Genomic DNA, 14,827 nt, shown 5'->3' with positions numbered 1-14,827 from the left:
CGGACGCTAAGCTCGCGAGTCATGCAGAAAACAAGGCGGCGCAAGCTGGGGGTGATGGGCGGGACGTTCGATCCCATCCATCACGGCCACCTCGTCGCTGCCAGCGAGGTCCAGCATCGTTTCGACCTGGACGAAGTGATATTCGTGCCGACCGGGCAGCCGTGGCAGAAGGCCGACCGCCAGGTCAGCCCGGGCGAGGACCGCTACCTGATGACGGTCATCGCGACCGCCTCGAATCCGCGGTTCTCGGTCAGTCGCGCCGACATCGATCGCGGCAAGGTGACCTACACCGTGGACACCCTGCGCGAGATGCGCGCCCAGCACCCCGACGCCGAGCTGTACTTCATCACCGGTGCGGACGCACTGTCCAACATCCTCACATGGCAGGATTGGGCCGAACTGTTCGAACTGGCCAAGTTCGTCGGGGTGAGCAGGCCGGGGTACGAACTGAACACCGATCATCTGACCGAACATCTGCGGGACCTCCCGGCGGACGCGGTCACCATGATCGAAATTCCCGCACTGGCGATCTCGTCCAGCGAATGCCGCCGCCGGGCCGCCGAAGGCCGGCCGGTGTGGTACCTCGTTGCGGACGGCGTAGTGCAATACATATCGAAGCGGCGCCTGTATGAGCCCGCGGAACGGAAGGTAGCCAAGTGACGGCAACGGCCGAAGCGGTTGAAATGGCGCAGGTCGCCGCGCGCGCGGCGGACGAGAAGCTGGCCTCCGACGTGGTGGTGCTCGACGTCTCCGAGCAGCTGGTGATCACCGACTGCTTCGTCATCGCCTCCGCGCCGAACGAGCGCCAGGTCAACGCGATCGTCGACAATATCGAGGAGAAGCTGCGGGTGGCCGGGCACAAGCCGGTACGCCGTGAAGGCACCCGCGAGGGTCGCTGGGCGCTGCTCGACTATGTCGACGTGGTGGTGCACGTCCAGCACAACGATGAGCGCAATTACTATGCGCTGGAACGTCTGTGGAAGGACTGCCCGGTCGTTCCGGTGGAGGGTATCGGCGAGCCGGGAGCCAATGGCGCTGCGACGGCTTCGGAAGCGGCGGACGCGGACGAGTGAGTGAGCGCAGCGAGCGGACCGTGTGCCGGCGTGCCGGGCGCGTGGCAAAGCCGAGCGACGGCGAGGCACAGGCATGAGTCGAGCATGGAGACAGGCCGGTGTACGCACCCTGATCTTACTGCGGCACGGGCAGACCGAATGGAACGCCGCCGACCGGATGCAGGGGCAGATCGATACCGATCTCACCGAACTCGGTCGTAGGCAGGCGAAAGAAGCGGCCCGAGAGCTGGTGTCGCGCAATGCGATCGCCATCGTCTCGTCGGATCTGCGCCGTGCCCACGACACCGCGCTGGCCCTGTCCGAACACACCGATGTGCCCGTGGTGCTGGACCGGCGGCTGCGCGAAACCCATCTCGGCGACTGGGAGGGCCTGACTCATCTGGAAGTCGACGCCGACTATCCCGGGGCCCGCGTGGAGTGGCGGCTCAACGCCGACTACCGGCCGCCGAACGGCGAAAGTAAACTCGAAGTGGGCGCGCGTGCCCTGCCCGTGGTGCGGGAATTGTTCTCCGAGCGACAGGATTGGCCCGGCCGGACTATCATCCTGGTTGCGCACGGCGGGCTGATCGCCGCCCTTACGGCCGCGCTGCTCGACTTGCCGCCACAGAACTGGCCGGTCCTCGGTGGACTGGCCAATACCAGCTGGGTGCAACTGAGCAGCCACGGTCCAGGTATCGACCAGCCCGGGTGGCGCCTCGATGTGTGGAACGCAGCGGCGAAGGTAGCTCCCGATGTCCTCTGAAGAGCCGATCAAGTCGGTACCGGACGAGTTGTTCAAGAAGGTCACGGCAAAGGCTGAGCGACAACTCCCCGATGCCCTGTTCGGTCCGGCGCCCGCGCCGAAACCGGCCAGGGCGTCGAAGAAAGCCGATGCCGAGGAGCCGATTCGGTCGGTCCCGGACGAGCTCTTCAAGCAGGTGACACGAAAAGCCCAGCGGCAGTTGCCGGATGCGCTGTTCGGACCACCGCCGTCGCCCAAGGTGCCGGAATCGGGCGAGAACGCCGTTGCGGAGGTCGACCCGGTTGGGACCGGCGAGCGCGCGGGAACGGTTGCGGGGTCTGGTGATTCGGCTGAAGCTGGTGATGGCACGGAGGACTCCGGGCGGGGTGGTGTCGCGGGGGCCGCCGGGGTGAGTGAATCAGCGGTTGAGGCCGCGAGCAGTGGCACAGGGAAGGCCGAAGCCGCTGGCGTGACGACTGAAGCCGCGGAGGTGAATACCGAAGCCGCGGGCGCGGACAGGAAATCCGCGGACGCGGACAGGGAAACCGCGAACGCCAACACCGAAACTGCTGACGCGAACATTGAAACTGCGGATGCGAAAGCCGTAGCTTCGGACGCGAACATTGAAGCTCTGGGCGCCATTGAAGCTGCGGAAGCGAACACCGCGGCTGCCGGCGTGAAGGCCGCAGTTTCGGACGGGAACATTCAAGCTACGGACGCGAACATGGAGGCTGCGGGCGTGGACGCCGCAGTTTCGGGCGCGAACACCGCGGCTGCGGGCGCGAATGTCGAAGCTGCCGAGATGAACACCGAAGCCCGGGGTGTGAATCCCGGATCTGCGAAGGTGGATACCGGAGCTGCGGACATGGGTAATCGAGTGGGCGGCTCCCCGGATGCATCCAAGCTGGAATCTGTTGCCGCCGCAGGCGAACTCGCGGGCCCTGCCGAATCCGACCCTGGCTCGGCGGCGGACACCGAGCGAGTCGCCCCGGCAAGAACCACTGAATTCGCTCCCGCAGAAGTTGATTCGGCTGCCGACCCGACCAACCTTTCAACACCGGTGGACGCGGCCGCCGCCGATACGGTCGATCCCGCCATTCCCCCGGCGGAAGCAGAGCCGCCACCTGCCGGATCCGATGCGCTTACTCCGACCGCAACCGGTGTAGTTAATCCAGCTGCCGTTGCCTCCGTCGCCCCCGTAGCGGCTGGTCTGGTGGTTCCGCTGAGAGCCGATGCGGCTGCTCCGGGAGTCGCTGGTCATGGGGCCGATTCCGGTGCTCCGGCCACTGCTGGTCTGGTTGTTCCGGCGGGAGCTGATTCCGTCACTCCGGGGGCTGCTGGCGTGGTCGTTCCGGCGGGAGCAGATTCCGTCACTACGGCCACTGCTGGCGTGGTTGCTCCGGCTGAAGCCGATTCCGTCACCTCGGCGGGAGCCGATTCGGTCGCCCCGGCAGAAGCTGATTCCGTCACTTCGAAGGTTGCCGGTCTGGTTGCTCCGGCTAAGTCCGATCTCGTCGCTCCGGCCACCGGTCGCGTCTCTCCGGCCGACGCCGAGGCGCAGATCTCGGTCGCGGCGTCCGCGACGCCGGCGGCTGCCGCCGAAACCGCCGTCGGCGCAAAGCAATCGAAGCGACCGGTGCTGCTGGTGATCGCCGATTCGCTGTCCTATTTCGGCCCCAAGGGCGGCTTGCCCGCCGACGATCCGAGGATCTGGCCGAACCTCGTTGCCGCCGAACTCGATTGGGATGTCGAGTTGGTCGGTCGGATCGGCTGGACCTGCCGCGACGCCTACTGGGCGTTGATCGGCGACCCTCGGGTGTGGGCCGCGGTCCCACACGCGGGTGCGGTGGTGTTCGCCGTCGGCGGCATGGACAGCCTGCCGTCGCCGTTGCCGACCGCGCTGCGCGAGCAGATCCGCTACGTGCGACCGCCGCGTCTGCGCCGGATCGTCCGAGCCACCTACAACTGGCTGCAACCCAAGCTCGCGAAACTCGGCCGCCCCGTGGCACTTCCGCCGCGCGTCAGCGTCGACTATCTGGAGCAGTCGCGGGAAGCGCTGGCGCAGTTGCGTCCCGATCTGCCGTTCATCGGTGTGCTGCCGTCGGTGCACAACTGTGCCGCCTACGGGCGCGTGCACCGCGGCCGTCCGCGCGCGGTGAGAGCGTTGCAGGCCTGGTCGGCGCGCACCTCGGTGCCGCTGGTCGATCTCGGAGAAGCGGTGCGTGAGAACATCTTCTCCGGTGAGGCGAATCCGGACGGCATCCACTGGGGCTGGGCCGGGCACACCGCCGTGGCCACCGCGATGGTGAAGACCTTGCAGGAGGTTCGGTAGTCCGTGGCCGTCGTGGTCGTCACCGATTCGTCCGCAAGCCTGCCTGCCGCCCTCACCGCCGAGCTGGACATCGACGTCGTGCCCCTGCACGTCCTGGTCGGGGACCGGGCGGTACGGGAGGGCGTCGATCCCATCGACATCGACTACAGCGCCGACACGGTGACGACCTCCGCGCCTTCACCCGGCGAGATGCGTGCCGCCTATGAGGCGGCGCTGGCCCGCAGCGGCGGTGACGGGGTTGTCGCCGTGCACATTTCGCGACAGCTGTCCGGCACCTGGGAAGCAGGCCGGCAGGCTGTGCGTGACTTGGACGCCGGCGACCGCATCCACCTCGTCGATTCGCTCGGCGCGGGCCTGGCCACCGGATTGCCCGTGCTCGCCGCCGCCCGCCGGGCACGGGCCGGCGCGGCACGAGATGTCGTCTACGACACCGCGGTCGCCGCGTCCAGTCGCGCCCGCACGTTCATCCTCGTCAATCGCACCGAACAGCTGCGCCGCGGTGGCCGGTTGAGCAGCGCGGCAGCGTTTTTCGGCAGCGAACTGGTCACCAAACCACTACTGCAGATCGTGGGCGGCAAGCTCGAACTGCGGGAAAAAGTCCGCACCCGCTCCAAGGCCTACGCGAAACTCGTCGCGGCAGCGGTGGACGCGGCAGGCGACGACGGTGTCGCCGTCGCGGTGCAGCATCTCGGCGCGCCGGACGCGGCGGAAACCCTTGCCACGCAACTGCGCGAAACCGTGCCCGGCATCCGAGAGCTCATCATCAACGAGTTCGGGCCTGCCCTCGGCGTGCACCTCGGGGCCGGGGCGGTCGGCGTTCTGGTGGTTCCGGGCGGGTGTGGCTGACCGACCCGCCTGAGGTTCAGGCACCGATCAGCAACCGCAGCTGCCTACATGCGACGAATCGCACAGGGCCGAGTGTCGCTGTCTGCGTCTCCGGCAGGTCGCCGCGGACATGGTTGGGGCCCTCGGTCGTCTCGACGCGCCCAATTATCGACGTGGGCTGGCGCTGGAATCGATCCGTGCCCTTTAGGATTCGCGGGTGACCGGATACGACCACTTCGACGGGTTCGACCACCTCGACACTTCGACGTTGCCCCCACGCCAGCACCAGATACTCGCCACCATCCGGGACTGGGTGCAGCGACACGGCTACGCGCCGAACACCCGCGAGATCGGTGACGCTGTGGGCCTGCGGTCGGCCTCGTCGGTGTCCAAACATCTGAAGAGCCTGGAGGACCGCGGCTTTCTGCGCCGCAGCGCGACCATGTCACGCCCGATCGACGTCCGCATGTTCCTGCAGGCGACCCCGTCACGCACTGAATCCGAAGCGTCGGTTGCGGTCCCGGTACTCGGCGACATCGCCGCCGGCACACCCATCCTCGCCGAGCAACACGCCGACGACACCCTCACCCTGCCCCGCGATCTGGTCGGCCGTGGCACCGTCTTCGGCCTGCGCGTTCGCGGCGATTCGATGATCGACGCCGCCATCTGCGACGGCGACATCGTGGTGATCCGCCAACAGCACGAAGCGCATTCGGGCGAAATCGTCGCCGCCATGATCGACGGCGAAGCCACCGTCAAGGTCTATCGCCGCCGCAACGGCCACGTCTACCTGGAACCCCGCAACCCGGACTACGACATCATCGACGGCGACAAAGCAGTGGTGCTCGGCAAAGTCGTTTCAGTGATGCGACGCGTCTGACACCACGCGCGTTGACCTGCCGACCCGCTGAACGAATCGCCATGTCCGCCAGCCGATCGAGCTAGTTGTCCACAGCTTCACAGTTATCCCCAGCCCTATCAAAAGCCCAGCTCGCGCGCCTCTCCGCCCACCGATCTCCACGTACCGTCGCGCCCATGCCACGACACGACGAACGCGAACGAATCCGGCGCCGTCTGGGAGCACTGACTGCCCGAGTCGACGCCAGCCGAACCGCCGGCCTCCCGATCACCACCGGCCGACCCACCCCGCCGACAGACAACCGAAACCAGCCCTGGACCCCCAGAACGGCCGGCGGTGCCTCCTGCGGCAAACGGTACGTGCGTGCGTCGGAGCCCCTGAAGGACGTACGCCATGGTGAGCGAACTGGTCGTGCAGGTGGCGCCGAGTTGTCGGCGTATGCGGGCGGGGGTGGTTCGGAGGAGTTGCCGCGGGTGGCGGAGTCGGCGGGGAATGGCCGAGTGGCGGAGTCAGCGGAATCCGGGCGTGTGGCGGAGTCGGCGGGTTCCGGGCGTGTGGCGGAGTCGGCGGGATCTGGGCGGGTGCCCGAGGTGGCAGGACCTGGCCGATTGGCGAAACCCGGGCGTGTGGCCGAGGTGCCGGGATCCCGCAGGGAAGCGCAGTCGGCGCGAGCTGGGCGGGAAGCGCAGTCGGCGCGATTCGGGCGGCAGGCGGACTCGGTCGGGTTCCGTCGTGAAATCGAATCGGCGGGATCCGGGCGAGAGGCGGAGTCGGCGAAGCCCGGGCGTGTGGCGGAGTCGGCGAGATTTGGGCGGGTGGCCGAGGTGGCCGGATTTCGGCGGAAGGTGCAGTCGACCGGATCTGGGCGGGTGGCGGAGGCGGCGGCGTTTCGGCGGGTGGCCGAGTTGGCGGGATCTGGGCGGGCCGCGAAGTCGACGGCATCTGGGCGAGAGGCGGACTTGGCGGGGCACCGTCGTGTAACCGAGTCGACGGCATCTGAGTGGGTGGCGGAGTCGGGTGGGTTTCGGCGGGTGGCGGAGTCGGCGGAATCCCTGCGAGCTGGCGAGTTTGCGACGGCGGCTACGAATTCGGCTGGTGTGGCGCGACGTTCCGCATGGGTGCACGGCGGTGACGGTGCATCAGCTGGAGTAGGAAGGCGCGACGGGCAGCGGGGTCGGGGTGGAGCCGTGCTCGCCGGGGAGGCGCTGCGACCACCGGCCTTTGAAAGGGCTTCGCCGCGTGCGGATTTCGATGATTCGTCTGACGATCCTGATCTCTGGGATCTCGAAGAGCTGCCTGCGGATAGGCCGGCGAGGGCACGCGAGGGGGTCGGTGAGGTCGTAGCACCGGGTTGGCTGCGGGAGCCGAAGCCACATCCTGGGCGCTGGGATCGTTGGGTGCCGGACAGATTCCGGGGCGCGCGGCTGGATTCGGGACGTCGGGGAGTGCTGACCCTCGCGGTGGTGGGCCTGTTCGCGATCGTTGTCACGGCGGTGGTGGTTTTGCGGGAACGCCCTGTGGCCCAGACTGTTCCACCCCTGTCAGTTCTGCGGACAACCGCGCTGGCCCGGCCTTCCGCCAACGCCGGACTGTCAGACAACGCTCCTTCAAATCTTGCGGCTCCGGAACCAGCCACGCCTACCGAACTGGTGGTGAGTGTCGTCGGTCACGTCCATCGTCCTGGCCTGGTCCGCCTGCCTGCTGGATCCCGCGTCGCCGACGCTCTCACCGCTGCGGGCACGCCGATCCCGACCGCAGACCTGACCGGTCTCAACCTCGCCCAACGACTCCTCGACGGGGACCAGGTTCTCGTCGGCACGAATCCCTCCGCAGCTACCCCCGGCACCCCACAACTCGGCAGCGGAACGATCAGCACAGGTAGTTCCGCCGCCCCAACCAAGGGCGCGACACCTACCACTCGCCTCAATCTCAACACCGCGACCGAGTCCGAACTCGACGCCCTGCCCGGCGTAGGCCCCATCACCGCCCGCGCCATCATCACCTGGCGTACTACAAACGGGCCGTTCACCGACCCCACCCAACTCGGTGAAGTAGACGGAATCGGCCCGGCTCGCCTCGCCCGCCTCCGCGACCTGGTCCGGATATGAACCGATCGCACGGAAACTCCGCCCTCTTTCGATCCCGAGGCGTCGACCTATTGCTGTCTTCGCCGGAGGTTACGAACTGGGTTGGGCTGGGACCTGGCGGGGGACGATCGCTCGCGGAAGCCAGCTCTGGAAACGGTGCCCGGTTCTGCCAAGACCGAACATCTGAATGTGGCTGGAGTGCGAACGACCGCCTAGTTGATTCGAGCGCAGACGAATTCGGGGCGGCACATTCGGACATACAGCGGGATAGGTGTCCGCTGCGTGGGGCCGCGGCGGTTCGTCTCCAGGCGGTGGCTGGATGACGGTGTGGGGTGGGGTCGCCGAGCGGGAGCAAGAGATCGAAGGGGAGGGCTCGGCCACGCCGGTATTGGATGCGCGGTTGCTACCCGCGGCGCTGTGTTGCTGGGCCGCGACGATTGTCGCGCTGACGGCTGGGTGGTGGGTGGGGCTGATGGTGGCGGGTGGGTTGGTGCTGGCAGCCATCGGGTTGTGGGTGTTGTTGTTGTGGTCGACGGCGCATCGTGCGGAGCGGTGGCGGGCAGTGGCGGTAGTGGCGCTGTCCGCGGTGTTGCTGGGTGCGGGGTTCGCGGCGGCTGCGGCGTGGCGCGAACAGCGTGTGGCGGCCCATCCGCTGCGGGGTGCGGGTGGGTCGTCGGTGCAGGTTGTTCTCACGCCGAGCGATGATCCGAAACCGTTGCGGGCGAGTGCGTTCGGCGGTGAGCAGCGGTGGCTGGTGCGGGCGAGGTTGGTGGAGTTCCAGCGTGCGGGGACGACTGTGCGGGCTGGGGGATCGGTGGTGATTCTGGCGCCCGGGCCGGAATGGGGGCGGGTCCTGCCCGGTCAGGCGGTTCAGGTTCGTGCGCGGGTCGAGCCACCCCAGCACCGGGACCTGACGGTGGCGTCGCTGCGAGCGTTGGGCCCGCCGAAGGTGGTTGGCCCGCTGCCGTGGTGGCAGCGGGCGGCCGCGTCGGTGCGCGCCGATTTCGCCGCTGCCGCAGGGCAGGCGCTGGCGGCTGATCCGGCGGGGCTGCTGCCCGCGCTGGTCATCGGTGACACCTCGCGGTTGCCGGATCCGGTGCGCGAAGATTTCGAAATCGCCGGCCTGCAGCACCTTTGCGTAGTCAGTGGTGCGAACTTCACGATCTTGTTGTCCGTCGTGCTGTTCCTAGTCCGGATGCTGACGCTTGGACCGCGGGTCGCGGCGATGGTCGCGGCGGGTGCGTTGGCCATGTTCGTTGTGGTCGCCCGGCCGGATCCGAGTGTGCTGAGGGCCGCGGCCATGGGCGCGATCACGTTGCTGGCTTTGGTAACCGGTCGGCGCAAGCAGGCGCTGCCCGCGCTGTGCGCGGCTGTCATCGGGCTACTGGCGGTGTGGCCCGAGTTGGCGGTGCGGGCCGGATTCGCATTGTCGGTATTCGCGACGGCGGGTTTGATCCTGTTGGCGCCCAGCTGGGCTGATTGGCTGCGGTCGCGGGGATGGTGGCGACTGCCGGCCGAGGTGGTCGCGGTCTCGGCAGGAGCGTTCGTGGTCACGGTGCCGATCATGATCGCGCTGACCGGCCGGGTCAGCATGCTGGCGGTGCTCGCGAACGTCCTGGTGGCTCCGGTGATCGCACCGATCACGGTGCTCGGGGCTGCGGGTGCGGCACTGTCGTGCGCCTGGGCCGCACCGGCGGAACTCCTGCTGCGCTGTGCCGCGCCGCCGCTGTGGTGGCTGCTGTCGGTGGCCGAACGGACGGCGGGCCTGCCCGGCGCGACGGTATCGGTACCGGGTGGAGCGGCCGGCGGCATGTCCGCCGCGGTGCTGGTAGCGGTGGTGGTGTGGGCGTTGCGGTCTGCCCTCGTGCGCAGGGTCACGATGGTGGCGCTGACCGGGATGGCGGCGGTCCTCATACCGGTGCGAATCTGGAACCCTGGCTGGCCACCGGATGACTGGGTGCTGGCCGCCTGCGACGTCGGTCAAGGCGACGGGTTGGCACTGTCTCTGGGCAACCGCAGTGCCGTCGTCATCGACGTCGGCCCCGACCCGCGACCGATGCGGACGTGCCTGGATCGGCTGCGTATCAACAGAATCGAACTGCTGGTGCTGACTCATCCCCATGCCGACCATATCGGCGGGCTGGCCGGTGCACTGCACGGCCGCACGGTAGTCGCCATTGCCGTCGGCCCGCACGAGTTGCCTCGCAGTGAATCCGGCTGCGGCAGTTCGGAAGATACACAGGCCGCAGGGCTCGACAATCAGATGACAACTCGCGGTGCAGAAGCGCTGCGGAGCTGCGCCGATGCACATCGGGACGGCCGTGCCTGCGGTGGGACACAGAACGACCGCGCCGCGACCGATCCCGATCTGGATCGAACGAATCCTGCTGGTCCCGAGCACCCTTCGCACCACCGCAGCCCGGTCACCACCTCGGCGGAGATCGCCGGGATAGCACACCGGGCAAGCATCCCGACTGTCGAACTGACAGCTGGACAGGTAATGTCCTTCGGCCCAATCGAATTGGAGGTGCTCGCTCCCACCGCCGCGTCCCGCGCACCCGACCTCGACCCGGACGAGGCGAACGATCGCTCGGTAGTGCTCGCCGCGACCACGCCCGTGGGCCGCATCCTGCTCACCGGCGATATCGAGGCTCCGGCCCAGCGCCGCCTGGTCACCTCCGGTGCGACCGTGCACGCCGACATCCTGAAAGTCCCTCACCACGGATCCCGGACCACCACAAAGGATTTCCTGACCGCGGTGCGACCCAGACTCGCGATCGTCAGCGCGGGTGCCCGCAACACCTTCGGCCACCCACACCCAGCGATCCTGTCGGAACTCTCGGCTTTGGGCGCCACCATCGCCCGCACCGACACCCACGGCGATGTCCTCGTCGCCGGCACGGCCAACCAGGTCCGAATGCTTACTGCCCGTCGCTCGAAATCCAGCGGATAGTCCCCCGGAATCCACCTATGATCGTGAGAGGAGTTCGCTATCAATGAGGAGCGTGCCCATGGCGGCGATGCAGAGAACCAAATTCCATGCTCCCGTCGGATTCCTGAAGGAGGCCAGGAACGAGCTGGGTTACGCGACCCAGCAAGAGATGCTGGTGGACCTGGTGCGGCGAGAGTTGGCCTACATCCGGCAGAACCCTCTGGAGGAGCAGGCGACCGATCCCGGCCCTTGGGGGGAGCCACTTCCGATCCGGTACCCGGACTGGTTCTACTTACCGGGGGAGTGGAAGCCGACGACAGTGGCGGCGCGCGAAGGGTTTCTGGAGGATGCGCGTCGAGAGCTCGGCTATCCCGGCGAAGAGGAGATGCTGCTGGATCTGGTCCGGTTCGCTCTGCTGCACCAGCGGCAGTCGGAATCGGTGCAGCGCATTTTGGCGGTCCCATCGGATCTGGCCCGGCTGGCCGATCCCGAATTTCGGGCGCAAGCCCGTCGCTGAATTCGCCGGGTTCACTCGGTGGCTTCCGCGCCCGCGGACCGTATCTGCTGGATTGCAGTGCGTGGTCACGGATCAAATCTGGACAGCTCGACGAGCGAGCGATCTCCCAGCGTTACGCACGTGCCCTACTGGTGACCACTACCGTGCAACTGCTCGAGCTGTTGTTCACAGCGCGGAATCCGAACCAGTGGGACACCTACAACGCAGAATTGCGGCGGCATACGTTGTTGGAGCCCACGCCGACTACACATGCGATGGCCTTGGATATCCAGCAACGACTGTGGCATTCCGGCCGGATGCGTTCCGTGGGCGTGGTCGATTGCGCCATCGCGGCGATCGCGCTCCGCTACAACGTCACCGTGGTGCACTACGACGCGGACTTCGACCACATCAAGACCGTCGTACCGGAATTCCGGCACGAGTGGGTGGCCCAGAAGGGCACGCTATGAGGCCCGGGCGGAGTGTCGGTGCGGGACCGTAGGATCTCCGTCGTGAGCCCAGCGCAGCGAGCGATCGAGCAATGCACTCCGGCCGGTGCGGCGGTCCGCCGGTGAGTGAGCGCCCCGCGTCCGTCCAGTTGGTGCTCGGCGACGAGGAGTTGCTCGTCGAGCGGGCCATCGCCGAGATCACCAGGCAGGTGCGTGCTGTCGCGCCGGATCCCGAAGGGGTTCCAGTGGATCGGATGCGTGCCGGTGACGCGAGCACCGCGGAACTGGCTGAGCTGCTGAGCCCTTCGCTGTTCGCCGAGGACCGCGTGATCGTGCTGGAGTCGGCCGCGGAGGCGGGCAAGGACGCGGTCGCGGTGATCACCGAAGCGGCCACCGACCCACCGGAGGGTGTGGTTCTGGTGGTGGTGCATTCCGGTGGCGGCCGGGCGAAGGCCCTGGCTCCGGCGCTGCAGAAGGCGGGCGCGGTGGTGCACAACTGCGCCAAATTGACGAAGGCCGCCGAGCGGGTCGAGTTCGTGCGGGCCGAGTTCCGCGCGGCTGGTGTCCGAGTATCGCCCGATGTCGTGCAGGTGATGATCGAGGCCGTCGGCTCGGAGTTGCGGGAGTTGGCCGCCGCCTGTTCGCAGCTGGCCGCCGATACCGGCGGCAAGATCGATGTCGCCGCCGTGCGCCGCTATTACTCCGGCAAGGCCGAGATCTCCGGCTTCGATGTCGCCGAGCTCGCGGTGACGGGTGATCGGCCGGCCGCGATGGAGGCGCTGCGCTGGGCCAATGATCGCGGTGTCCCGCATGTGCTGCTGGCCGACGCGCTGGCCGATTCGGTGCACACCATCGCGCGGGTAGGTTCGGCCGGCCGTGGCGACCCGTTCAAGCTGGCGCAGTCGCTGGGCATGCCGCCGTGGAAGGTGAAGAAGGCCCAGGCGCAGGCCCGCAATTGGACGCCCGCCACCATCGGTTCCGCCCTGCAGGTCGTCGCCACGCTCAATGCCGATGTGAAGGGCGGTGCCGCGGATTCCAGCTACGCCCTCGAGCATGCGCTGACCCGCATCCTGGATCTGTACGCCGCCGGCTGACCTGCGAAAACGTCCGCACGAGACCACTATCACGTGGGCAAACGTCCAGCTATCGGGCAGTGTGGAAGGTGGCTATGGACGAATACGCGGGACCCAGCTCCAGATTCGACAACTCCGAGCGTGCCGGCACCCGGCACGCTCGGCGCCGTTCTCGTCGCGAAAACCGTTCGGCGCACCGGAGTTCCGGCCCGCGCCGCCGCGGCCGTCTCGCGACCAGGGTGGCGGCGGGAGCCCTGTCGGCCGTCGTCCTCGCGGGCACCGCCGTCGGCTGGGCCACGGAGAGCAGTTTCGACAACGGCTTCGGCCGGTCCGACGCCATCGGCGACGGCCCCCGCTCACTCGGCGGCGATCTGAATATCCTGCTGATCGGCCTGGACAGTCGCAAGGACCTGAACGGCGACGACCTCCCGAAACAGGTACTGGACAAGCTGCACGCCGGTGACGGTCAGGAGGGCGGCTACAACGCGAATACCTTGATTCTGGTGCACATCCCGGCGGACATGAAGAAAATCACCGCGGTGTCGATTCCCCGCGACGACTACGTCAAAGTGTCCGGTATCCCGGGCTACACCAACGTCAAGATCAAGGAAGCCTACGGCCTGAAGAAGGCCGCGGTGCATGATCAACTGGCTGCCCAGGGCATGACGGACCAGAAGGCCATGGAGTTCGCCGCCCGGGAGGCGGGCCGAGCCTCTGTCGTCAATGCCGTGCGCGACCTGACCGGCGTCCCGATCGATCGGTTCGCCGAGGTGAACCTGGCCGGTTTCTACGACCTGTCGCAGGCGCTCGGCGGCGTCGAGGTCTGCCTGAAGAAGCCGGTGCGGGACCTCGAGTACTCCGGCGCCGACTTCCCGGCGGGCCGGCAGCGGCTGAACCCGGAGCAGTCCCTGGCCTTCGTCCGCCAGCGTCACGGCCTGGAGAACGGCGACCTGGATCGCACCCACCGCCAACAGGCTTTTCTGACCTCGGTCGCGCTGGATCTGCGGAAGTCGGGCACGTTCACCGACGTCGGCAAACTATCGGCGCTGATGGACGCCGCGCACCGCGACGTGGTGCTTTCCCAGGGCTGGAACGTCACCGACTTCCTGCGCACCCTCGGCGCGGCCGGTAGTCCCGCCGTGGAATTCCGCACGCTCCCGATCCTGCGCTACGACATCGTGGATGGGCAGGAGGTGAACATCGTCGACCCGGCGGCCATCCGCCGCGAGGTCGCCGCCGCGTTCAGCGCTACGCCCATGCCCGCGCAGACCTCGCCGACCGGCACCGTCGACGTGTCGAACTCGGGCGCCGCGGACGGCATGGCGGCGACCCTGTCCGCAGCTTTGAGCAGCCGCGGCTATACAGCGGGCGCTGTCGGAAACGGCACGACCATGACGACGACATCGACCATCTACTACCCGTCGGGCGGCGAAGCCGACGCCAAGCGTCTGGCCGACACCCTCGGTCTCCCCGTCGCGGAATCCGCATCGGTAGCCACGGGCCGGCTGAAAGTGGTGCTGGGCAGCGATTTCACCCTCCCCGCCGACCTGACCACCACCCCGGTCGCCACCAGCGGAACCCCAGATGCGGGCAAACCGGTGGACACCGTCATCGCCGGTGATTCCATCCCCTGCGTGAACTAGACCCGTCAACCGAGCCGACGGTATCGGCCGGGCGGATCGAGCCCGCCCGGCAAGGCCGTCCCGAGGGCGTTATTCGCCGGCGGCGGCCGCGAAGACCGGCTCGTCCTCGTCCTCGTCGGACTCCTCGTAGCGGCCTTCCCATTCCTCGTAGGCCGGGACGTCTTCTTCCCTGGTGACGATCCATTCCAGCGACTGGGTACCGTCCTCATCCGGAACCAGCACGTTCTCGATCTTGATCCCGATTCCTAGCACCTCGGCCGCCCGAATCACCTCCGGCAGATCCTCGGCCCTGACCACAGTCTGATTCGCGTACACGGTAACCATGCGCGGAATGGTA

At 67.8% G+C, this 14,827-nt stretch carries 13 protein-coding genes; 12 read left to right on the top strand and 1 reads right to left on the bottom strand.

Annotated elements, in window-relative coordinates:
• The first annotated feature begins 21 nt into the window (after nucleotides 1–21).
• From nadD to BJ987_RS34690, 12 genes are all read left to right on the top strand, one after another.
• Entirely contained in the window at nucleotides 22–660 is a 639-nt protein-coding gene (nadD, locus tag BJ987_RS34740) for a nicotinate-nucleotide adenylyltransferase (protein ID WP_209897263.1), read from the top strand.
• Nucleotides 657–1,073 carry a ribosome silencing factor gene (gene rsfS / locus BJ987_RS34735; protein WP_209897262.1) on the top strand — a complete coding sequence of 139 codons (417 nt, stop codon included), beginning with the start codon at nucleotides 657–659 and terminating at the stop codon, nucleotides 1,071–1,073. Before nadD ends, rsfS begins: the two co-directional genes overlap by 4 nt.
• A 73-nt stretch (nucleotides 1,074–1,146) precedes the next feature.
• On the top strand, nucleotides 1,147–1,815 hold the full coding sequence (locus BJ987_RS34730) for a histidine phosphatase family protein (protein WP_209897261.1): 669 nt from the start codon (nucleotides 1,147–1,149) through the stop codon (nucleotides 1,813–1,815).
• A 1,615-nt stretch (nucleotides 1,816–3,430) separates the two neighbouring features.
• On the top strand, nucleotides 3,431–4,126 hold the full coding sequence (octT, locus tag BJ987_RS34725) for a diglucosylglycerate octanoyltransferase (protein WP_209899600.1): 696 nt from the start codon (nucleotides 3,431–3,433) through the stop codon (nucleotides 4,124–4,126).
• A gap of 3 nt (nucleotides 4,127–4,129) precedes the next feature.
• Nucleotides 4,130–4,972 carry a DegV family protein gene (locus BJ987_RS34720; RefSeq protein WP_209897260.1) on the top strand — a complete coding sequence of 281 codons (843 nt, stop codon included), beginning with the start codon at nucleotides 4,130–4,132 and terminating at the stop codon, nucleotides 4,970–4,972.
• A gap of 196 nt (nucleotides 4,973–5,168) precedes the next feature.
• The gene (gene lexA / locus BJ987_RS34715) at nucleotides 5,169–5,831 is read left to right on the top strand and encodes a transcriptional repressor LexA (RefSeq protein WP_209897259.1); all 663 of its coding nucleotides are present in this window, start codon (nucleotides 5,169–5,171) and stop codon (nucleotides 5,829–5,831) included.
• Nucleotides 5,832–7,462: 1,631 nt separating this feature from the next.
• The gene (locus BJ987_RS38160) at nucleotides 7,463–7,918 is read left to right on the top strand and encodes a ComEA family DNA-binding protein (protein ID WP_209897258.1); all 456 of its coding nucleotides are present in this window, start codon (nucleotides 7,463–7,465) and stop codon (nucleotides 7,916–7,918) included.
• A 298-nt stretch (nucleotides 7,919–8,216) separates the two neighbouring features.
• Nucleotides 8,217–10,850: a ComEC/Rec2 family competence protein gene (locus BJ987_RS34705; protein WP_209897257.1), complete on the top strand. Its 2,634-nt coding sequence runs from the start codon at nucleotides 8,217–8,219 to the stop codon at nucleotides 10,848–10,850.
• 58 nt (nucleotides 10,851–10,908) lie between these two features.
• Complete coding sequence (locus tag BJ987_RS37630; protein ID WP_245367876.1) at nucleotides 10,909–11,346, top strand: hypothetical protein; 438 nt, start codon at nucleotides 10,909–10,911, stop codon at nucleotides 11,344–11,346.
• Nucleotides 11,265–11,795 carry a PIN domain-containing protein gene (locus tag BJ987_RS34700; RefSeq protein ID WP_307869924.1) on the top strand — a complete coding sequence of 177 codons (531 nt, stop codon included), beginning with the start codon at nucleotides 11,265–11,267 and terminating at the stop codon, nucleotides 11,793–11,795. Before BJ987_RS37630 ends, BJ987_RS34700 begins: the two co-directional genes overlap by 82 nt.
• A gap of 101 nt (nucleotides 11,796–11,896) precedes the next feature.
• On the top strand, nucleotides 11,897–12,868 hold the full coding sequence (gene holA, locus BJ987_RS34695) for a DNA polymerase III subunit delta (protein ID WP_307869846.1): 972 nt from the start codon (nucleotides 11,897–11,899) through the stop codon (nucleotides 12,866–12,868).
• 74 nt (nucleotides 12,869–12,942) lie between these two features.
• Nucleotides 12,943–14,490: an LCP family protein gene (locus tag BJ987_RS34690; protein ID WP_209897254.1), complete on the top strand. Its 1,548-nt coding sequence runs from the start codon at nucleotides 12,943–12,945 to the stop codon at nucleotides 14,488–14,490.
• 69 nt (nucleotides 14,491–14,559) lie between these two features.
• Here the strand turns inward: BJ987_RS34690 and BJ987_RS34685 are convergent, their stop codons facing one another.
• Nucleotides 14,560–14,814: a hypothetical protein gene (locus tag BJ987_RS34685; RefSeq protein ID WP_209897253.1), complete on the bottom strand. Its 255-nt coding sequence runs from the start codon at nucleotides 14,812–14,814 to the stop codon at nucleotides 14,560–14,562.
• Nucleotides 14,815–14,827: the final 13 nt, after the last annotated feature.

The sequence above is a fragment of the Nocardia goodfellowii genome (assembly GCF_017875645.1).
GTDB lineage: Bacteria > Actinomycetota > Actinomycetes > Mycobacteriales > Mycobacteriaceae > Nocardia > Nocardia goodfellowii.
Note: the sequence above shows the minus strand (reverse complement) of the source record. Positions and strands in the feature narration are given on the sequence as shown.

What these genes read in the sequence shown, in the direction of transcription:
- nadD (WP_209897263.1), top strand. Translation starts at nt 22, where the DNA reads ATGCAGAAAACAAGGCGGCGCAAGCTGGGGGTGATGGGCGGGACGTTC.
- BJ987_RS34730 (WP_209897261.1), top strand. Translation starts at nt 1,147, where the DNA reads ATGAGTCGAGCATGGAGACAGGCCGGTGTACGCACCCTGATCTTACTG.
- BJ987_RS34705 (WP_209897257.1), top strand. Translation starts at nt 8,217, where the DNA reads ATGACGGTGTGGGGTGGGGTCGCCGAGCGGGAGCAAGAGATCGAAGGG.
- BJ987_RS37630 (WP_245367876.1), top strand. Translation starts at nt 10,909, where the DNA reads ATGGCGGCGATGCAGAGAACCAAATTCCATGCTCCCGTCGGATTCCTG.
- BJ987_RS34690 (WP_209897254.1), top strand. Translation starts at nt 12,943, where the DNA reads ATGGACGAATACGCGGGACCCAGCTCCAGATTCGACAACTCCGAGCGT.
- BJ987_RS34685 (WP_209897253.1), bottom strand. Translation starts at nt 14,814, where the DNA reads ATGGTTACCGTGTACGCGAATCAGACTGTGGTCAGGGCCGAGGATCTG.